Origin of the sequence: Bacillus cereus group sp. BfR-BA-01311, assembly GCF_022664295.1 — a bacterium.
Classification (GTDB): Bacteria; Bacillota; Bacilli; order Bacillales; family Bacillaceae_G; genus Bacillus_A; species Bacillus_A cereus.
In genome coordinates this window covers 901,799-921,031 of record NZ_JAKUHC010000001.1, presented here as the reverse complement: position 1 = coordinate 921,031, position 19,233 = coordinate 901,799, and the positions used below count along the sequence as shown (strand labels likewise).

Genomic DNA, 19,233 nt, shown 5'->3' with positions numbered 1-19,233 from the left:
TAGTATTAGGTCTTAAAAAAAGCAATAAAATCAAATGAATTAATTTTAATTTTTCTGAATTTTAAACCGAAACTTAAAAACTCATATGTTCTACAAAATTATCATATAAAAATCGTTCTACAGTAGATGTAGCATAGTGTTTACAAAGCTCATTCATTACATTTTCATAATCTCGATAAACTGATACATTTACAACTGTTTCTAAAATCCCATCAAAATCTGAACCAAATCCTATATTGTACTCTCCACCTAATGAACAAATATATTCGATATGTCTTACTATATCTGTTATATTTGCTTCATTTTCATTCGTTAGAAACTGCGGTACAAAAGTGACACCGATCATGCCATTTTTCTTTATAAGAGCTTTAAGTTGTTCATCGTTTAAATTACGTGGGTGCTCGCAAAGTTTCATACAATTTGAGTGGGAAGCAATAGGATTTTTTGCAATCTCTATAACATCCCAAAAACTTCTTTCATTCAGATGAGACACATCAGTCCATACATGTAGCGCATTCAGTTCTTGTACAACCTGTTTACCAAAATTCGTTAAACCCGCCCCACGTGTCTCTAGCGCACCATCAGCTAAGAGATTGGCATAATTCCATGTTAGTCCAAAAGAACGTACTCCTAGGCGGTACAACAACCGTAATTTCATTGCTTCTTTTCCAATTGCTTCGCATCCTTCTAGTGTTAATATCGCTCCAACCTCGTCCTGTTTTAACATGTTAATATCATCTTTTGTCTGAATAAACTTTACACCTGGTAGGGATAAAATTTCATTATAAAAAATATCTACCATTTGTAATGCTGCTTCAAATCGGTTTTCATATGCCACTGTTTCTGGTACATATATAGCAAAACATTGTATACTTCCTTTTCTTCTCTTTAACTGTTCAAATGTAATATGTAATTGTGAATCATCGTTAAAATTCCTTTTCCCTTGTGCACTCCATAACTGAAGAAGCACGTCACAATGAGCATCAAAAATTTTCATTTTCATTCCTCCATTATAAAAACAACCTGTTTGCATACTGCAAACAGGTTGTTTAAAACTTAACGAGGTTCTACAATTAATTTTATTGCTGTACGCTCTTCGCCATCAATCATAATATCTGTAAACGCTGGGATACAAATCAGGTCCAAACCACTAGGCGCTACAAATCCTCTTGCGATTGCTACTGCCTTTACCGCTTGGTTCAATGCACCTGCACCAATAGCTTGAATTTCTGCTGTTCCGCGTTCGCGAATAACACCTGCAAGTGCACCAGCTACAGAATTAGGGACCGACGTTGCTTTAACTTTTAATATTTCCATTCCGCGTTTCCTCCTCGTTTCTTTAAAAAGTATTAGCAATTATTTCACTTTAACTTATATTCACGAGGAATGGCGCGTATTCCTGCTAAATTTTCGTAATTTTTCTAAAAAATTAAAATATAATAACTTATCTAAAATTTAACGGGAATTTACTCAAAAAATGGTTGATCGTCATTAATTAAAATACGTTCAATTTTCTTTGCTTTTCCTGTATTTGGATCCACATCAATTAACACTGCACTTAATTGCGTTCTACCATTTGTTACTTCAAATCGTACTGGTAAGTTTGTTAAAAACTTCTTCAATACTGCTTCTCTATCCATACCTAATATTCCATCATACGGCCCTGTCATTCCAACATCTGTAATGTATGCCGTTCCGCTTGGTAAAATACGGTTATCTGCTGTAGGGACATGCGTATGCGTACCTACTACTGCTGTAGCACGTCCATCTACATACCAACCTAGCGCTTGTTTTTCACTTGTAGTTTCCGCATGGAAGTCAACAAAGATAATATTCGTACGTTTTTTCGCAATATTAATTAATTCATCCACTTTACGGAATGGACAATCAATCGGAGGAAGGAAAGTACGTCCTTGTAAGTTAATAACTGCAACTTCTGTTCCATTACAGTTCACAAAGATAAGTCCTTTTCCTGGAGTTCCTTCTGGGAAGTTAGCTGGTCTTGCAAGATATTTTGCATCATCGATGAATTCAAATACTTCACGATTATCCCAAGCGTGGTTTCCAAGTGTAACTGCTTGCGCCCCACATTCTAAAAAATTTCGATATATTTTTTCTGTAATCCCACGGCCACCTGCTGCGTTTTCTCCATTAATGATTGTTACTGTAGGTGTATATTTTTTCTTTAATGCCGGTACGTATTGTTGAATCATACCTCTACCAGGAGATCCTACTACATCCCCAACAAATAATATTCTCATATGTCTTACCCTTTCTATGTACTGCATTTTTTATTGCTATAGCATCAAGTAAATTCCTTATAATATGTTTATTATAAGTTTGTTTCACTTTTATACTATATAACTAACTGTCTTTATTTTATCCAATTCCAACACAAAAAAATAAAGTGGTGTTTCACCACTTTATTTTGCGTATTCCACTGCACGTGTTTCACGAATAACAGTTACTTTAATATGTCCTGGGTAATCCAGTTCATTTTCAATACGTTTTCGGATATCACGAGCTAAACGATGAGCTTCTAAGTCATCGATTGTATCTGGTTTTACCAAAATACGAACTTCACGTCCTGCTTGAATTGCAAATGACTTTTCAACGCCTTCATAAGACTCTGAAATCTCTTCTAACTTTTCAAGACGACGAATATAGTTTTCAAGTGTTTCACTACGAGCTCCCGGTCTTGCAGCTGATAAAGCATCTGCTGCTGCAACTAAAACTGCAATGATAGAAGTTGGTTCTGTGTCACCATGGTGAGATGCGATACTGTTTATAACTACAGGATGCTCTTTATATTTCGTTGCAAGTTCAACACCAATTTCAACGTGACTTCCTTCTACTTCATGGTCAATCGCTTTTCCGATATCATGTAATAGACCTGCACGTCTTGCTAGTTTTTCATCCTCGCCAAGCTCTGCCGCCATAAGTCCAGTTAAATATGCAACTTCCATAGAGTGTTTTAAGACGTTTTGACCATAACTTGTACGGTATTTTAAACGACCTAAAATTTTAATTAAATCTGGATGTAATCCGTGAACACCCACTTCAAACGTTGTTTGCTCTCCGACTTCGCGAATATACTCGTCCACTTCACGTCTTGATTTTTCGACCATCTCTTCAATACGCGCTGGGTGAATACGTCCGTCCTGTACTAGTTTATCAAGAGCGATACGAGCTGTTTCACGACGAATTGGGTCGAATCCAGAAAGGATTACTGCCTCTGGTGTATCATCGATAATTAAGTCAATACCCGTTAACGTTTCTAACGTACGAATATTACGACCTTCACGCCCGATAATACGTCCCTTCATTTCGTCATTTGGAAGATTTACAACCGAAACGGTTGTTTCAGCAACATGATCAGCTGCACATCTTTGCATTGCAAGAGATAAAATCTCTTTTGCTTTCTTATCCGCTTCTTCTTTCGCGCGAACTTCACTTTCTTTTACCATAACAGCGATTTCATGAGAAACTTCACTTTCTACTTTACCAAGAATAATTGCTTTCGCTTGTTCGCGTGTCAGATTGGAAATGCGCTCTAATTCTGTTTGTTGCTTTTGAACTAACTCTCCCACTTTGCTTTCCAACTCTTCAATCTGTTGTTGTCTCGCTACAAGAGATTCCTCTTTCTTCTCTAACTGTTGCTCGCGTTTATCGAGCGTTTCGTCTTTACGATCAAGGTTCTCTTCTTTTTGCATTAAACGATTTTCTTGTTTTTGTAATTCGCTTCTACGGTCACGAATTTCTAATTCAGCTTCTGTACGAAGTGTATGAATTTCATCCTTTGCTTCTAAAAGCGCTTCTTTCTTAAGTGCTTCAGCATCACGATTCGCTTCGTCTAAAATACGTCTCGCTTCATTAGCCGCACCATTAATCTTCGCTTCAGCAATAGACTTTCGAACAAAAAAGCCAACAACTGCACCGACTGTTGCAAGCAAAATGGAGATGAGTATCCAAACTGTACTCGTCATGATTTCACCTCCCCTTGCTATGAATGAAAAAAGACTGTCGGCATGTACATTGAATTACAACATACAGCAAAGACCGTCGTCCCGCTTTTTTAAGGGACTTTCTTCATTTCACAATTAAAATGTCATATTATTATTTCGGTAAGATTTAAACCTTACTCCGAATATTACTTCTCTTCTTGAGAAGAGTATATTGTATATAAGAAAAAATATACATTCTCATTGTATCTATCGTAATTTTCATTGTCAAGCGTTGTCTACTTTTACTTTCTTTGCCTTCAGCCTTGAATGTGACCTAAATTTTAAAAGTAAGGAGCCTACTATACTGGAAAACCTTAGTAATTCCCATTTCTTTTACTTAAAATATTTATATATCCCTCTTTACACAACGCATTTGAAATAAAAAAATATTTTTTATCTATAGTATTATGCTCCTTAATAGTAGATAAAAAAATAAAAGACACGAGGCCGTGTCTTTTATTTTTTTAATCAAGAAGAGTTGAATCTTCTGCGCCCTCAGCACCAGAATCTTCACTAATTCCGTGATGCTCACGAATAAAGAAAGCAATTTCTTCTCTTAAATCTGTATTTTCTTTTAAGAACTGCTTCGAATTTTCACGACCTTGTCCTAGGCGTTCTTCATTATAAGAATACCAAGCACCGCTCTTTTGAACGATATCAAGCTCAGAAGCCATATCCAAGATTTCACCTTCTCTTGAAATACCTTCTCCGTACATAATATCAACTTCAGCAACACGGAATGGTGGTGCTACTTTATTTTTCACTACTTTTACTTTTGTTTTATTACCAACGATGTCGTTACCTTGCTTTAATTGCTCCGCACGACGCACTTCAAGACGAACAGTTGAATAGAATTTCAACGCACGACCACCTGGAGTTGTTTCTGGGTTTCCGAACATAACCCCAACTTTTTCACGAATTTGGTTAATAAAGATTGCAATTGTTTTTGATTTGTTGATTGCTCCTGAAAGCTTACGAAGTGCTTGTGACATTAAACGTGCTTGTAAACCTACGTGTGAGTCACCCATGTCGCCTTCAATCTCTGCTTTCGGTACAAGAGCTGCTACAGAGTCAATTACGATAATGTCAACCGCACCACTTCGTACAAGTGCTTCCGCGATTTCTAATCCTTGCTCCCCTGTATCAGGCTGTGATAATAGTAATTCATCTATGTTAACGCCTAATTTTTGTGCATATACAGGATCCATTGCGTGCTCCGCATCGATGAATGCTGCTTGTCCACCTTGACGTTGTACTTCTGCAATTGCATGTAATGAAACTGTCGTTTTACCTGAACTTTCAGGTCCGTAAATTTCGATAATACGGCCACGTGGATATCCGCCTACCCCTAGTGCCACATCAAGTGCTAAAGAACCACTAGAAACCGTAGAAACTCTACGCTCCGCTTGTTCTCCTAATTTCATAATTGAACCTTTACCGAATTGCTTCTCTATTTGTTTTAACGCCATATCTAACGCTGCTTGACGATCACTCATTCAAAATTCCTCCTTAACTGAATTGCTAATCTTATTATACCTATTTTCAATTCAATTTGCCAACAAAAATCGAACATTTATTCGATTTTTTTATTTTCTATCAAATAATATCTAAATTTAACCGTAAAAAAACTAGAAGAAACTTATATCTCTTCTAGCTTTTTATATAAATGATAAAATCCATATTTTGCTGTTCGTTCTCTAATTTGTTGACGACTTCCGCTTAAATTAAGAGGAAAGACTACAGTTGGTTCATCCTTAATCGAAAGCCCAACAAATACTGTTCCTGGTTCTTTCTGTTCTGAAGCATCTGGCCCTGCTACCCCAGTGAAACTAATTCCAATATCCGCTTTTAGTACATCCTTAACATTTTCAGCAAGATAACGAGCACATTCTTTACTAACTGCACCATCAGTATGCAACACTTCTTCAGGCACACGTAAAACATATTGCTTCACATCATTATGATAACAAATGACACCGCCTTTAAACACAGAAGAAACACCAGCGTTTTCAGTTACTTGATTTCCAAAAAGACCACCTGTTAAACTTTCTGCACACGCTAAAGTTAACCCTTTTCTCTTCAATAACTCGATTGCCTTATAATGCAAAAATTCTTGGTCATATCCGTAGAAAAATTCTCCTACTCTTTCTAAAATCAAATCTTCCACATGTTGAATTAGTTTCTCCGCTTCGCTAACATTTTGATGCTTAGCGGTTAAACGTAATGTCACTTCTCCATCATTTGCTAACGGGGCAATTGTTGGGTTTGTTTGTCCATCAATTAAATCTTGAACTTTCACCTCTAATTGGGACTCCCCAATGCCGAAGAAACGAAGCACACGAGAATAAATGTTTTCTCCTGTTGTAAAATTACGTAAAAAAGGCTCTACGTAACTTACATACATTGGTTTCATTTCTTTTGGCGGCCCTGGTAATAAAATATAAACTTTTCCGTTCTTATTTACCCCCATACCCGGCGCCATACCGTGGTCATTTGCAAATACTGTTGCTCCATTTAAAACGAGCGCTTGCTTTTTATTATTCTCCGTAAATTCACGGCCTGTACGCTTAAAGTAATTACTTATTAAGGCTAATGCCTTTTCATCATACACAAGCTCTTCATCTAAACTAGCAGCTATCGTTTCTTTCGTTAAATCATCTTTTGTCGGTCCTAATCCACCTGTAAAAATAAGTATATCAGCACGTTCTTCCGCAGCTTCAATCGCCTTTTGCAATCGCTTATTATTATCACCAACAACAGTATGATAGTACACGTTAATTCCGATTGAAGCTAACTTTTCAGATAAAAACTGGGCATTTGTATTTGCAATTTGTCCAAGTAATAATTCAGTTCCAACCGCAATAATCTCAGCATTCATCCCAATTCCCCCATAAACTTCTATTTTGAGTTTACAAAAGCAGCTCTATTTTTCCAGAAATAATCCCATCCTGAAATAACAGTAAAGATTAATGCAATCCATATGAAGATATCCGCAACTGGAATATGGATTAAATTTAAAGGTACATCGTGTAATAAATATGCTGCAATCGCAATAATTTGTGTCCATGTCTTAATTTTTCCTAGCTGGTTTGCTGCAACTACTTCCCCTGTTCCAGCAAGTACAAGACGTAAACCAGTTACCGCAAACTCACGACTGATAATTACAATAACAATCCAAGCCGGTACATATTGCATCTCTACCAATGTAATAAGTGCTGCCGAAACAAGTAATTTATCAGCTAACGGGTCAAGAAACTTCCCTAAATTCGTTACAAGATTATATTTTCTTGCGTAATGTCCATCAATCCAATCTGTAGCTGAAGCAATGATAAAGATAAGTGCCCCCACTAAATGTTGAATCGGTAAATCAACATCACCAATTTTGTATGAACCCCAATCAAAGGGTGCTAACATAATTACCATAAAAATTGGAATTAAGAAGATTCTAGATATTGTAATTTTATTTGGTAAATTCACAGCTATTCCTCCATCATATCAAAAACATTTGTTCATCGAAAAAAAGTCATCGAAGCGATGACTGTTATTGTGCAGGTTGCTCTATCCCTTGGTTTTTTATCACCAATCTTTGGTGAAGTTCTTTTTCTGGATCCAATGGATAAGCGACCACTTGGCCATTCAGTTTAACTTCAACATTCGTTGCATTTCCAATATTAAGTCGCACTTCTTTTAATGTTGATACATCACGTTTTTCTATTTGGCCCTCTTGTACTGTAGCGTTTAGAATCACATTCCCAGCATCATCTTTAACATCTACATAACTCGCACCTTTACCCGATAATTCCAGTTCTAATGTTTTATTATTATGAATTTCCAAAGTAGATACCTTTCCAGTTGTTCCAACTACTTTCACTTCTTGCTGTCCAGTTGGTTGTGCTGGTTGCTCCTCTTTCTTTGGTTCTTCTTTCTTTGGTTCCTCTTTTTTTGGCTCTTCCGCTTTCACTTCATCTTTCTTCGTATCTAACGGAGAATCTTTCGCTTTTTGAACTTCAATTTTCTCACTTTGAGCACTCGGAACTTTTTCATCATCTTTTCCAGTTAACGCTTGAAACACAAACCAGATTACCACTCCAACTGCGATCACTAACAGCGCAACTAAGATTTTCGGCATGTGATCTGCAATTGGCCATGATGAAGATTTTTGCATTGTTTCTTGTGTTTTTTGTCCCGTTGATACTTGTGGAACTTCACGCTTTTCAGATTGTGGTATCGTACTCTGATGTTCTACGAGCAGTTCCTCTCCATTTAATCCAACCGCATCTGCGTATTGTTTAATGAATGCACGCGCATAAAAAGCTCCTGGCAATACATCATAATTGCCTTCTTCAATTGCCACTAAATGGCGTTTTTGAATTTTTGTAATCTCATGCAGCTGATCAATAGACAAGCCTTTCGCTTCTCTTGCTTCTTTCAGCTTTTGTCCCAATTCCGTCACTACTAACACCTCAATATTTCTTTAAAAGTCAAACATAGAGAAATTATTTTGCGTACCTTGCTCAATTTCATCTACTAAATTATATTGAATTTCTTCATCATAATCGTTACGCAACTCGATAATATAATCAAAATCATCCAATGTGTATTCTGACTGACTCACAAATACATCAGGATGTTCCACAACTTTCGTTGCAGGCAATCTCATAATTTCACGAACGAGCTGCCAATGTCTTTCGTTAGCACGCTTCGTTGACACAATTCCATCTAGGATGAAAATATTGTCATCGCTATACTCATCTTCAATTAATTGACTACGAACAGTTTGCTTAATAAGAGTAGATGATACAAATAACCACCTTTTATTTGCACAAACACTTGCAGCAACAATGGATTCTGTTTTTCCGACACGAGGCATTCCGCGTATCCCAATTAGTTTATGGCCTTCTTTTTTCATAATTTCTGCCATAAAGTCTACAAGTAGGCCTAATTCATCACGCACAAATCGAAATGTTTTCTTATCATCTGCATCTCGTTGTATGTACCTACCATGTCTAACCGCTAGCTTATCTCTTAGCTTGGGCGGACGATATTTCGTTACCGTTATGTTATCCATCGTATTTAAAATTGATTCAAGTCTAGAGATTTGCTCTTGATTATCACACATAAGAAGTAACCCACGTCGTGCATTATCTACACCATTAATTGTGACAATATTAATGCCGAGCATACCGATTAACGAAGAAACGTCACCAAGCAAGCCAGGTCGGTTTTTATGTATTTCATATTCAAAATACCATTCAATCATCCAAGATCACTCCCCTTGCTTACTTTACACCTACGTACTATATTATATGATTTCACCTTAATAGGGAAGCTAAATGTATAATCTACCCTGTGTAATTATTATACAAAAAAAGTAGAGAGGAGAATCTCCTCTCTACTTTTACTTATGTTGTACGAACTTAACCATTAAATTTGCAATTGTATGTTGCTCCTGTTCATCAGCAACTTTCCAAAGCTCAGCTAATAATTTCTCTTGGTCATTGCGTCCTTCTACCTCATTAGCAAGATAGTCGCCAACACGAAACGCCATATCTGATACCGCACCGCCATCTAAACCTTTGTCTTGCGCTTGCTCTAAACGTTCTCCTAAAAAGCTCTTCCACTGATCAAAATTATCTAATACTGACATAATTAAGCACCTCACTATTGAGTAATAAAATCATCCTTAATTTGTGCAACTATTCATTTTTTATGTAAGAATTTTTTAGCAGTGCCAACCGCCATTCACTCCGATAATTTGTCCAGTTATGTAAGACGCTCCTGGTGATACGAGGAATGAAACTGTTTTCGCTACTTCTTCTGGTAATCCTATTCTACCTAATGGTATATCTTCAGCAATTCCCATTTTATCTTCTTCAGAAAAAACACTTAACATTTCCGTTTCAATTGCTCCTGGTGCTACTGCATTCACACGTAATCCACTTAAAGAAACTTCTTTCGCTAAAGCTTTCACATATGAATTTTGTGCCCCTTTTACCATTGAATAAAGCACTTCACAAGAAGCCCCTATTTGTCCCCATATAGATGAAACAATTACAATATTACCACTTCTTCTCCCGATCATAGGCGGAAGTGCCATAGAAAGTAATTTATATACGTTCTTCACTTGAAGTTCTACCATATAATCCAATTCATCGTTTGTTACATCTGTTACTAGTCCAAAAATACTCTTCCCAGCTGCGTATACAATAACATCAATAGGATGTTCAATTTGTCCCCACAATTGCTCTGCTCCATCACTAGAAGCTAAATTCGCTTGAACAGGGATAACTTCTCCCCATGCCTTCTGCAATTCCAATACCTTTTCTTCACTGTTATTGTAATGAACATAAACTGTATATCCATCTTGAATTAATTGTTTCGAAATAGCAGAGCCAATTCCTCCGCTCCCTCCAGTTACTAACGCATACTTTTTCATAAAGTCCCTCTCTTATCTCTACAAGTTCAATTTTCACATAACTAAATAATACCCTCATCTTACAATTTTTCAATGATAAGATGAGGGTATCTTTTTAATTTTATTTTTTCGGTAACACCTGACAAATACTCATTTTGTCTTCTGATAACAATAATTTCGCTACTTCTTGTAAGTCTTGAACGGTTAGTCCTTCTAATACAGTCAATGCGTCAAATAGGCTAGATTCATTAAACGCGTATCGTGTAAATTGATTTGCAATATATTCTGGTGAATTCAACGAGCGTAAAAAACCACCAATTTTCTTTTTCTTCACTCGTTCTAATGCCGCCGCATCTAATTGATCATAATCTGTTTTTAATAAAATATCTTTTAAACGATTTGCCAATTCATCAGGTTGTTTCGTATCACCGCCAACCATTGCAAAACCGAAGTTATTTTCTTCTGTATAGTCATACGAGAATGAATCATCAATAAGCCCTTCATTATATAAAGTTTCGTAATGAACAGAACTTTTCCCAAATAAATAATCTAAGAGTAACGTAAGCGCAATTTCTTGTTTTAAAAGCGCTTGCCCCTTTTCCTTTAAATTAGTCGCTTTAATACCAACTAAACATTTCGGTGTTTGCACAGGCATTGAAATAATTTTTTTCTTTTCATTTACCTCATTTGGTTCTTCTTCAAATGAACGCACAATTTCTGGCTGGTTTTTATAATCTTTTTTCGCTTGATTTTCACGTACTAAATCCATTGTTTTCTCTGGATCAATTGCACCCACAACAAATAATAACATATTGCTCGGATGATAAAATGTTTCATAACATTCATACAATAAATCTTTCGTAATTTTACTAATAGATTCGATTGTCCCTGCAATATCAATTTTAATTGGGTGTTTTACAAACAAGCTATCAATTAACCCGAAGTACAAACGCCAATCTGGGTTATCTTGATACATTTGAATTTCTTGCCCAATTATCCCCTTCTCTTTTTCAACCGTTTTTTCAGAGAAATAAGGCTCTTGCACGAAGTTTAGCAATGTATTTAAATTTTGTTCTACGTTTGAAGTACATGAAAAAAGGTAAGCTGTTCGTGTAAAGGATGTAAAAGCATTTGCCGATGCTCCTTGTTTACTAAACAATTGGAAAGCATCGTGATCTTCTTTTTCAAATAATTTATGCTCAAGAAAATGTGCAATTCCATCAGGCACACGAATCATTTCTTCTTTCCCTAATGGTACAAATGTATTATCTACAGAACCATATTTCGTCGTAAACGTCGCAAATGTTTTATTAAATCCTTGTTTCGGTAAAACGTATACATCTAATCCATTAGGAAGTTTTTCATAATAAAGTGTTTCTTTTAATTGCTCATAAACAATTTTCTCCATTTACTCTCCCTCCGTTCCTTGTAAAAAGTAAATTGTATCTAGTTCAATATTTTTAGCAACTTTTACAATTTCTTCTTTCGTCACACTTTCTATACCTGTAAGCCATTCTTCAACTGGACGTGTACGATCTGAAATAATACCATGATATAGCATTTCTACAAAGCCACGTGGTGTATCAATTGCCTCTAATATTTGATTTTGGATGACACTTTTTGTTTGATGTATTTCTTCTTCAGAAAACTCTCCGTTTTGCATCGCAAGCATTTGTTCTTTAATAATCTCAACTGCTTTTTCATAATTTTTCGCTTCGATTCCTGACATAACAAATAATAAACCTTTATGACTTTCAAAGCGCGATGCTGCATAGTACGCTAAACTATTTTTTTCACGCACATTTACGAATAACTTCGAATGAGAAAAGCCACCAAACAATCCATTGAACAATTGCAATGCAAAATAATCTTCATCTTTATATGTGACAAATGTACGATAACCGATGTGTAATTTACTTTGTTTTAATTCTTGTTTTTCAACAACTTCTTTTTCTTCATTATTTCGTCTATGAAGGAGTACATTTCTTTCTCTCACTGGACGAGTTGAAATAGAAAAATACTTACTTACAAGATCAACGGCGTTTTCTGAAATATCACCAATAATATATAGATCCATTTCATCTTCCGCTAACACCTTTTGATAATATTGATACAAACTTTCATTTGTAATAGACATAACACTCTCTTTTTTTCCATTTGCACTTAAACGATACGGTTCTACTTTGCACATTTCTTCAATTAAACGCTCGTTTGCATAACGCATTTTATCATCATAAGTAGCTTCAATTCTCTGTAACAGTGCTCTTTTTTCACTTTCTACGATAGAAGATAGGAAACCGTTCCCCTCCGTTGCTGGATGTAACACAATATCTGACAACATAGAAAGCGCTTTTTCAAATAACGGTGGTGCATCATGTAAATAAACTTCATTTGCAATGTCTACATAAATGGAGATAATATGGTCTTCCCCTTTTTTACTTACATCTACCGCTAAAGAAGATCCGTATAATTCTTCTAAATATTGACGAAGACGAATTACAGAAGGTAATTTTTCTGTCGCACTTTGCAATACGTATGGCAATAGGGCACGCTCTGTCACCGTCTCCTCATTTAAAGGCGCTTTAAAACGAAATACAAAGGTATTCGTTTTATATTTATCAGTCGGAATAATATGTACGCGCAAACCACCTAACTCATGTAGTTGTTGTTCCATTAGTTTCATTTATAGCCCTCCTTTACGTATATAGGAATATTCCTCTTCAATATACAGTTTTTAGAAATAAAAAATCAACTTTTCTCCCTTATTATGCTTACATATGATTCTTTCTAAAAACTTTAATATGTAAGGAACATAGTAAAATTCCGTATTAAATATATTCTATGTAAAAAAGCCCACACTAATGTGCGAGCTTTTTTATACTTATAAAATACTTATCGTTTTCCTTTTTCATAAGGAGTTCCTAAAGCTTTCGGAGCTTCAGAACGACCTACAAAACCAACAAGCGCTAATATTGTGAATATATATGGTAATATCGTTAATAAAACACTTGGAATTTGATCTAATACAGGGATTGTTCCGCCCGTTACACTTAGAGATTGCGCAAAACCAAAGAATAGAGCTGCACCTAGTGCGCCTAGTGGATTCCACTTTCCAAAAATCATAGCAGCTAAAGCTAAGAAACCTTGTCCTGTAATAGTTGCCCCTGAGAAGTTATTAGAAATTGACATTGCAAAAATCGCTCCACCAATTCCAGCAAACACTCCTGAAATACAGACTCCAATATAGCGCATTTTATATACGTTAATCCCCATCGTATCCGCTGCCATTGGGTGTTCACCAACAGCACGTAGACGAAGACCGAACGGTGTTTTATAAATAACATACCAAACAACGAATGCTAAAATAATGGCAATATATGACGTTATTGGTACGTTCGAGAAAAATATTTTCCCTAAAACCGGAATATCCGAAAGGCCTGGAATATCAATCTTTTCAATACGATACTGAATAAAGTCAGTCTGCCCTTTATCAAAAATCTTCTTAATTGCAAATACTGTTAAACCAAGAGATAAGAAGTTAATGGCTACACCACTTACAACTTGATCTGCTCGGAATGTAATAGAAGCTACCGCATGAAGTAATGCAAATAATCCACTACCAATTGCCGCAAATAGTAACGCAATCCACGGAGTCATCGTTCCCCAAGTATCACCCATTAATAAGTTTGTAACGACTCCAATAAATGCACCAAATAGCATTAGTCCTTCTAATCCGATGTTTACAACACCCGATCGTTCACTAAATACACCACCTAGTGCTGTGAAAATGATAGGTGCCGATGTATATAACGTACCCGTCACAAGAATGGCTAATATATCTAAAAAGCTCATTTATTTCCCCTCCTTGCTCATGCGTGTAAGCGCCCATCTTAACACATAACTACATGCAACAAAGAAGATGATACATGCAATAATTACATTAATAAGCTCTGACGGTACATCTGCCTCAAAGTTCATTTGAGGGGAAGCACTTTTCAAACCACCAAATAATAAAGCTGAAAGGATTATACCAAACGGATTATTCCCTCCAAGTAATGCTACGGCAATCCCATCAAATCCTACTCCTGTAAACGAAGACATCGCTGTCATACTCTGGAATGTCCCTAATCCTTCCATCGCTCCACCAATCCCCGCAAATGCACCAGCAATTGTCATGGAGAATACTACATTACGAGAAACTTTCATACCTGCATATTGAGAAGCATGCTGATTAAATCCTACTGACTTTAATTCGTAACCTAAAGTTGTTCGATCTAATAAGAACCACATTAAAATAGCGATTAAAATTGCTACAATAATTCCCCAGTGTAGACGTGAACCATCAGTAATAGAAGCAAGCCAGTCTGAAGATAGTGACGCACTCTCTTTAATATCATACGTTTTGTCATTACCCGCATGTAAGAAACGCTTAATGATGTCATACGTTACATACAAAGCGATATAGTTCATCATAATAGTTACAATAACTTCATTCACTTGAAACTTCCCTTTTAAATATCCCGGAATGAAGCCCCAAATTCCGCCCACCAATGCTGCAAATAAAATAGATAATGGAATATGAAGGAAAGCTGGTAGTGAGACTGCATAACCGAACCAAACCGCTGCAAGCCAACCAACTAACAATTGACCCTCTACCCCGATATTAAATAAACCTGTACGAAATGCAAACGCCACCGATAAGCCAGCAAGAATAAGCGGTATCATTGTACGAAGCGTTTCACCAATCGCACTTGCGCTGCCGAACATTCCTGTCCAAAGTGCACTATAACCAACAATTGGATCATAGCCACTAACTAGCATTACAATCGCTCCTACAAGTAAGCCGAAAATAACGGATAGTACTGGGACTAAAATATTTATCGTTCGTTCTGTTAAAAGCTTTTTAGCCATTTGTACCCACCTGCTCCTTCTTTGTTCCTCCAGCCATTAACAATCCAAGCTGTTGTTCATTCGTTTCTTTCGCATCAACTATTGCTACAATTTCCCCTTCATAAATAACAGCAATTCGATCGCTAACATTTAAGATTTCATCTAACTCTAATGATAAAAGTAATACACCTTTTCCTTTATCCCTTTGCTCTATTAATCTCTTATGAATAAATTCAATTGCTCCTACATCTAAACCACGTGTTGGCTGTGCCGCAATTAATAAATCTGGATTTCGGTCTACTTCACGTGCAATAATTGCTTTTTGTTGATTCCCCCCAGATAGAGCGCGTGCTAACGTTTGCTCACTAGGTGTACGCACATCAAACTGTTCAATAAGAGCCTTTGCTTTTTCTGTAATTTTGCTGAAATTTAAAATCCCTTTCTTTGAAAATGGATTTTTATAATACGTTTGCAGAACTATATTATCTCTAACAGAAAAATCAAGAACGAGTCCGTGTTTATGACGATCTTCTGGAATATGACCAATTCCTTCTTCTGTTATTCTTCTAACAGGCCAATTTGTTATTTCTTTTCCTTTAATTGCAATAGAACCTGACTCAACTTTTCGTAAACCAGTAATTGCTTCTATTAATTCACTTTGTCCGTTTCCATCAATCCCTGCAATCCCAACAATTTCCCCCGCACGAACAGTTAAGTCAAGGCCTTTTACAGCAGGTAGTTGACGTGCATCGTGAACAACAAGGTTTGCAATTGAAAGTACCTCTTCTTTTGGCTTCGCGTCTATTTTTTCTGTTTTAAAATTCACTTGACGTCCGACCATTAATTCTGCAAGTTTATTTTCATCCGTATTTGCAACGTCAACCGTTCCAATCCCTTTTCCTTTACGAATAATCGTACAACGATCGCAAACTTCCATAATTTCTTTCAACTTATGTGTAATAAGAACAATAGATTTTCCTTCTTGCACAAGCTTTTTCATAATTTGAATTAGCTCATGAATTTCTTGCGGTGTTAACACAGCTGTTGGTTCATCAAATATTAAAATTTCTGCACCGCGGTAAAGAGTTTTCAAAATCTCAACACGCTGCTGCATACCAACTGAAATATCCTGTATTTTCGCATATGGATCTACAGATAAACCGTATTGTTCAGACAGTTTTTGAATTTCTTTAGCAGCTTCCTCAACAGCAATTTTCCCTTTTTTCTTCGGTTCATTTCCGAGAATAATATTCTCTGTAACTGTAAAATTATGAACAAGCATAAAGTGTTGATGGACCATTCCAATACCAAGGTCATTTGCTATATTCGGATTTGTGATTTTTACAGGTTTACCTTTAATTTTAATTTCACCCTGCTCTGGTTGGTACAAACCAAATAGTACATTCATCAATGTGGATTTCCCTGCACCATTTTCTCCAAGTAAAGCATGTATCTCACCCTGCTTTACTTGCAGCGTAATATCATCATTCGCTACAATGCCTGGGAATACTTTCGTAATGTTATTCATCTCAATTACGTATTCCATTGTGTTCCTCCTTTTAACAGGGAACATTCCCTATTACACTATTAACTTATTAAGCAATTCGGAAGTTTTATACATACAAAGGTTAGTTCTCTGAACTAACCTTTGCTATTTCTCTATTTATTTTTTTAGAGAAGCTTCATATTCTTTATACTCTTTATCTGTAGCTGGCACTTTAATTTCACCGGCTGTAATTTTCTTTTCAAGCTCTTCTACTTTTGTTAAAATTTCAGGGTTAACTTTTTTCACGTTATCAGTTGTTTTTGAAATACCAATACCGTCATCTTTTAAGCCAAACTCTTCAATTTTCCCGCCTTTTAAATTCCCATCTTTTGCTTCTTTAGCTACTTTTTCTACTGCTACATCAACACGTTTAATCATTGAAGTTAATGTTACATTTTCAGGCATACCTTCTTGATGTTGGTCACGGTCAACACCGATTACCCAAACATTTTCACCTTTTTTCTTACGGTTTTTCGCTTCTGTGAACACACCGTTACCTGTACCACCAGCAGCATGATAAATTACGTCTACGCCTTGACCATACATTGCTGAAGCAAGAACTGTACCTTTTTCAGGCTTATCGAATGCTTCTGCATATTCAGATACGATTTCAATGTTTGGATTTACTGCCTTTGCACCAGCTTTAAATCCATTTTCAAATTTACTAATTAAATCACTTTTCATTCCACCAACAAATCCTACTTTATTCGATTTTGTTGACATAGCTGCTACCGCACCTACAAGGAATGATCCTTCATGATCTTTAAACGTAATACTCGTTACGTTCGGTGCATCTACAACAGTATCTACGATTGCAAATTGTTGTTTTGAAGATTCTTTTGCTACTTCTTTAATTGCACCTTCTAATTTATAACCAATTCCGAATGTTAAATCATATTTATCTTTTGAGAATTTTTTTAAATTCGGAATATAATCAGCTTCTTTTTCAGACTGAAGGTAACGATAATTTGTCTTTTCTTTTAAACCATTATCTTTACCAAACTTTTGTAACCCTTCCCAAGAAGATTGGTTAAATGACTTATCATCAACGCCCCCAACATCCGTTACGAGACCAACCTTGAAGTCTTTATTGTCTTTCGTGTCTTTCTTGTCACTGCTCGCCTTATCCGAGTTACCACATGCACCTAAAACTGTACTTGCTGCTAAAGTTAATGATAATAAAAGGCCTGCTTTTTTCTTCATACTAGAAACCCCTCCAAAAATGATATATATTTATTTATTCTTACGCTGCTGTTCCTTACTTCTTGCTGTCACCTCCCTAAAAAGGAATTTACCTACATACGCTTTCTTAATACGTGGAAGCTAAATTTATCAGCTCTAAAGTAATTGATAGAATATAAGATTGGCTCATCATTTTGATCATAGTGCATTTGTTTTAATACAAGCAGTGCTGTTTCAGGCTCACATTCTAAAATTGGTGAGATTTTAGGGTGATAGCCAATTGGCTCAATGTGAGCAACCGCATATGTTATGCGCTTATGCGTGTTATTATGTATCACCGTTAATAATGATTCCTCATTATAACCCGATAAGTCTGGCAATATTTCTTTTGCAAGTTTATCGATACAATACACAACAGGTTCCCCATCTGCTGTACGCACGCGTTCAATCATCACTGCATTAAAACCATCTTCACTATTAAACTTCTCTTTTTCCTCTTCTGTTAAAGTTGTAGTAGATGATGATAAAAAGATTGTTCCTGGTGTTTTCCCCACACTAGAAATCATATCTGTAATACTAGAAAGTTGTTCTATTCCAGAAGAAAATAATGGCTTTGCATTTACAAATGTCCCTACACCATGTCTACGAATGACAACATTTTCTTCTTCTAAAATACGCAACGCTTCCCTTAAAGTCGCTCTACTTACGCCAAGTTCTTTCGCTAAATCAAACTCTGATGGTAACTTTTGTCGTTCTTTATAAGCGCCATCTTTAATTTTTTCTTTGATGTGATCAATCACCCGTAGATATAGGTGACGACTATCAGATTTTACTGACATAAGACTCCCCCGCATTTCAATTATTCGACCTCTGATGTAAGACTTCTTTTCTCTTTTTTCAACTTACAACATAGTACAAATGACTAAACACCAAAATAAGTGTAATTGTCGAATAAATAATAATAATTTTTTAAAATAAAATTTTCACTCTTTATTGCATAAAAAAAACTTTGCACCATAAACATTCCTCATTTCGAGAAAAAGTTCGGCACAAAGATCCTTTACATCCTTTGTTACACACTTTTCCCCTCATAGTCTAGCAATTCATGGTTGCCAGGTAGAAACTTATGGACCTTATCTCCAAGATTATATGAGGCAGTGATTCTTTTCGAAGTAATCTTACCACTTGCTCTCATA

18 protein-coding genes and 1 riboswitch are annotated in these 19,233 nt (G+C 36.0%); all 18 genes read right to left on the bottom strand.

All coding sequences use genetic code 11. From position 1 onward, the window contains the following. Nucleotides 1-73 precede the first annotated feature (73 nt). The 18 genes from MR136_RS04900 to MR136_RS04815 all read right to left on the bottom strand — a co-directional run bounded on the left by MR136_RS04900 (nt 74) and on the right by MR136_RS04815 (nt 18,876). Nucleotides 74-997, bottom strand: coding sequence for a dipeptidase (locus MR136_RS04900; protein ID WP_000688046.1), 924 nt, complete (start codon nt 995-997; stop codon nt 74-76). Nucleotides 998-1,056: 59 nt separating this feature from the next. Next, nucleotides 1,057-1,317, bottom strand: coding sequence for a stage V sporulation protein SpoVS (gene spoVS / locus MR136_RS04895; RefSeq protein ID WP_000404341.1), 261 nt, complete (start codon nt 1,315-1,317; stop codon nt 1,057-1,059). Between the two features lie 149 nt (nt 1,318-1,466). Next, complete coding sequence (locus MR136_RS04890) at nt 1,467-2,261, bottom strand: TIGR00282 family metallophosphoesterase (protein WP_001221095.1); 795 nt, start codon at nt 2,259-2,261, stop codon at nt 1,467-1,469. Nucleotides 2,262-2,423: 162 nt separating this feature from the next. Then, nucleotides 2,424-3,986: a ribonuclease Y gene (gene rny, locus MR136_RS04885; protein WP_000204911.1), complete on the bottom strand. Its 1,563-nt coding sequence runs from the start codon at nt 3,984-3,986 to the stop codon at nt 2,424-2,426. 482 nt (nt 3,987-4,468) lie between these two features. Continuing rightward, nucleotides 4,469-5,500, bottom strand: a complete 1,032-nt coding sequence (gene recA, locus MR136_RS04880) for a recombinase RecA (RefSeq protein ID WP_001283860.1) — start codon at nt 5,498-5,500, stop codon at nt 4,469-4,471. 143 nt (nt 5,501-5,643) lie between these two features. Further along, nucleotides 5,644-6,882 carry a competence/damage-inducible protein CinA gene (cinA, locus tag MR136_RS04875; RefSeq protein WP_000990690.1) on the bottom strand — a complete coding sequence of 413 codons (1,239 nt, stop codon included), beginning with the start codon at nt 6,880-6,882 and terminating at the stop codon, nt 5,644-5,646. Between the two features lie 20 nt (nt 6,883-6,902). Further along, nucleotides 6,903-7,481, bottom strand: a complete 579-nt coding sequence (pgsA, locus tag MR136_RS04870) for a CDP-diacylglycerol--glycerol-3-phosphate 3-phosphatidyltransferase (protein WP_001052967.1) — start codon at nt 7,479-7,481, stop codon at nt 6,903-6,905. A 64-nt stretch (nt 7,482-7,545) separates the two neighbouring features. Beyond that, entirely contained in the window at nt 7,546-8,457 is a 912-nt protein-coding gene (locus MR136_RS04865; protein ID WP_000137461.1) for a helix-turn-helix domain-containing protein, read from the bottom strand. A gap of 21 nt (nt 8,458-8,478) precedes the next feature. Continuing rightward, the gene (locus MR136_RS04860) at nt 8,479-9,264 is read right to left on the bottom strand and encodes a DUF3388 domain-containing protein (RefSeq protein WP_000574107.1); all 786 of its coding nucleotides are present in this window, start codon (nt 9,262-9,264) and stop codon (nt 8,479-8,481) included. 138 nt (nt 9,265-9,402) lie between these two features. Beyond that, a complete protein-coding gene (locus tag MR136_RS04855; protein WP_000114450.1) occupies nt 9,403-9,651 on the bottom strand; it encodes a DUF3243 domain-containing protein in 249 nt (82 codons plus the stop codon). A 75-nt stretch (nt 9,652-9,726) separates the two neighbouring features. Beyond that, nucleotides 9,727-10,440: an elongation factor P 5-aminopentanone reductase gene (gene ymfI, locus MR136_RS04850; protein ID WP_000759604.1), complete on the bottom strand. Its 714-nt coding sequence runs from the start codon at nt 10,438-10,440 to the stop codon at nt 9,727-9,729. A 100-nt stretch (nt 10,441-10,540) separates the two neighbouring features. After that, nucleotides 10,541-11,827 (bottom strand): EF-P 5-aminopentanol modification-associated protein YfmH, encoded by a 1,287-nt coding sequence (yfmH, locus tag MR136_RS04845; protein WP_000411976.1) that lies wholly within the window; start codon nt 11,825-11,827, stop codon nt 10,541-10,543. Beyond that, on the bottom strand, nt 11,828-13,102 hold the full coding sequence (yfmF, locus tag MR136_RS04840) for an EF-P 5-aminopentanol modification-associated protein YfmF (RefSeq protein ID WP_000772418.1): 1,275 nt from the start codon (nt 13,100-13,102) through the stop codon (nt 11,828-11,830). It abuts the gene before it with no gap. Between the two features lie 209 nt (nt 13,103-13,311). After that, nucleotides 13,312-14,271 (bottom strand): ABC transporter permease, encoded by a 960-nt coding sequence (locus MR136_RS04835; protein ID WP_000008856.1) that lies wholly within the window; start codon nt 14,269-14,271, stop codon nt 13,312-13,314. Then, nucleotides 14,272-15,330: an ABC transporter permease gene (locus MR136_RS04830; RefSeq protein WP_001085254.1), complete on the bottom strand. Its 1,059-nt coding sequence runs from the start codon at nt 15,328-15,330 to the stop codon at nt 14,272-14,274. Further along, nucleotides 15,323-16,855, bottom strand: coding sequence for an ABC transporter ATP-binding protein (locus MR136_RS04825; RefSeq protein WP_000456914.1), 1,533 nt, complete (start codon nt 16,853-16,855; stop codon nt 15,323-15,325). The genes MR136_RS04830 and MR136_RS04825 overlap by 8 nt, the downstream gene beginning before the upstream one ends. Nucleotides 16,856-16,972: 117 nt before the next feature. Next, nucleotides 16,973-18,058, bottom strand: coding sequence for a BMP family lipoprotein (locus MR136_RS04820; protein ID WP_000725771.1), 1,086 nt, complete (start codon nt 18,056-18,058; stop codon nt 16,973-16,975). 92 nt (nt 18,059-18,150) lie between these two features. Beyond that, nucleotides 18,151-18,876 carry a GntR family transcriptional regulator gene (locus MR136_RS04815; RefSeq protein WP_000114182.1) on the bottom strand — a complete coding sequence of 242 codons (726 nt, stop codon included), beginning with the start codon at nt 18,874-18,876 and terminating at the stop codon, nt 18,151-18,153. A 232-nt stretch (nt 18,877-19,108) separates the two neighbouring features. Further along, a riboswitch (purine riboswitch) is annotated at nt 19,109-19,210 on the bottom strand. Nucleotides 19,211-19,233 lie beyond the last annotated feature (23 nt).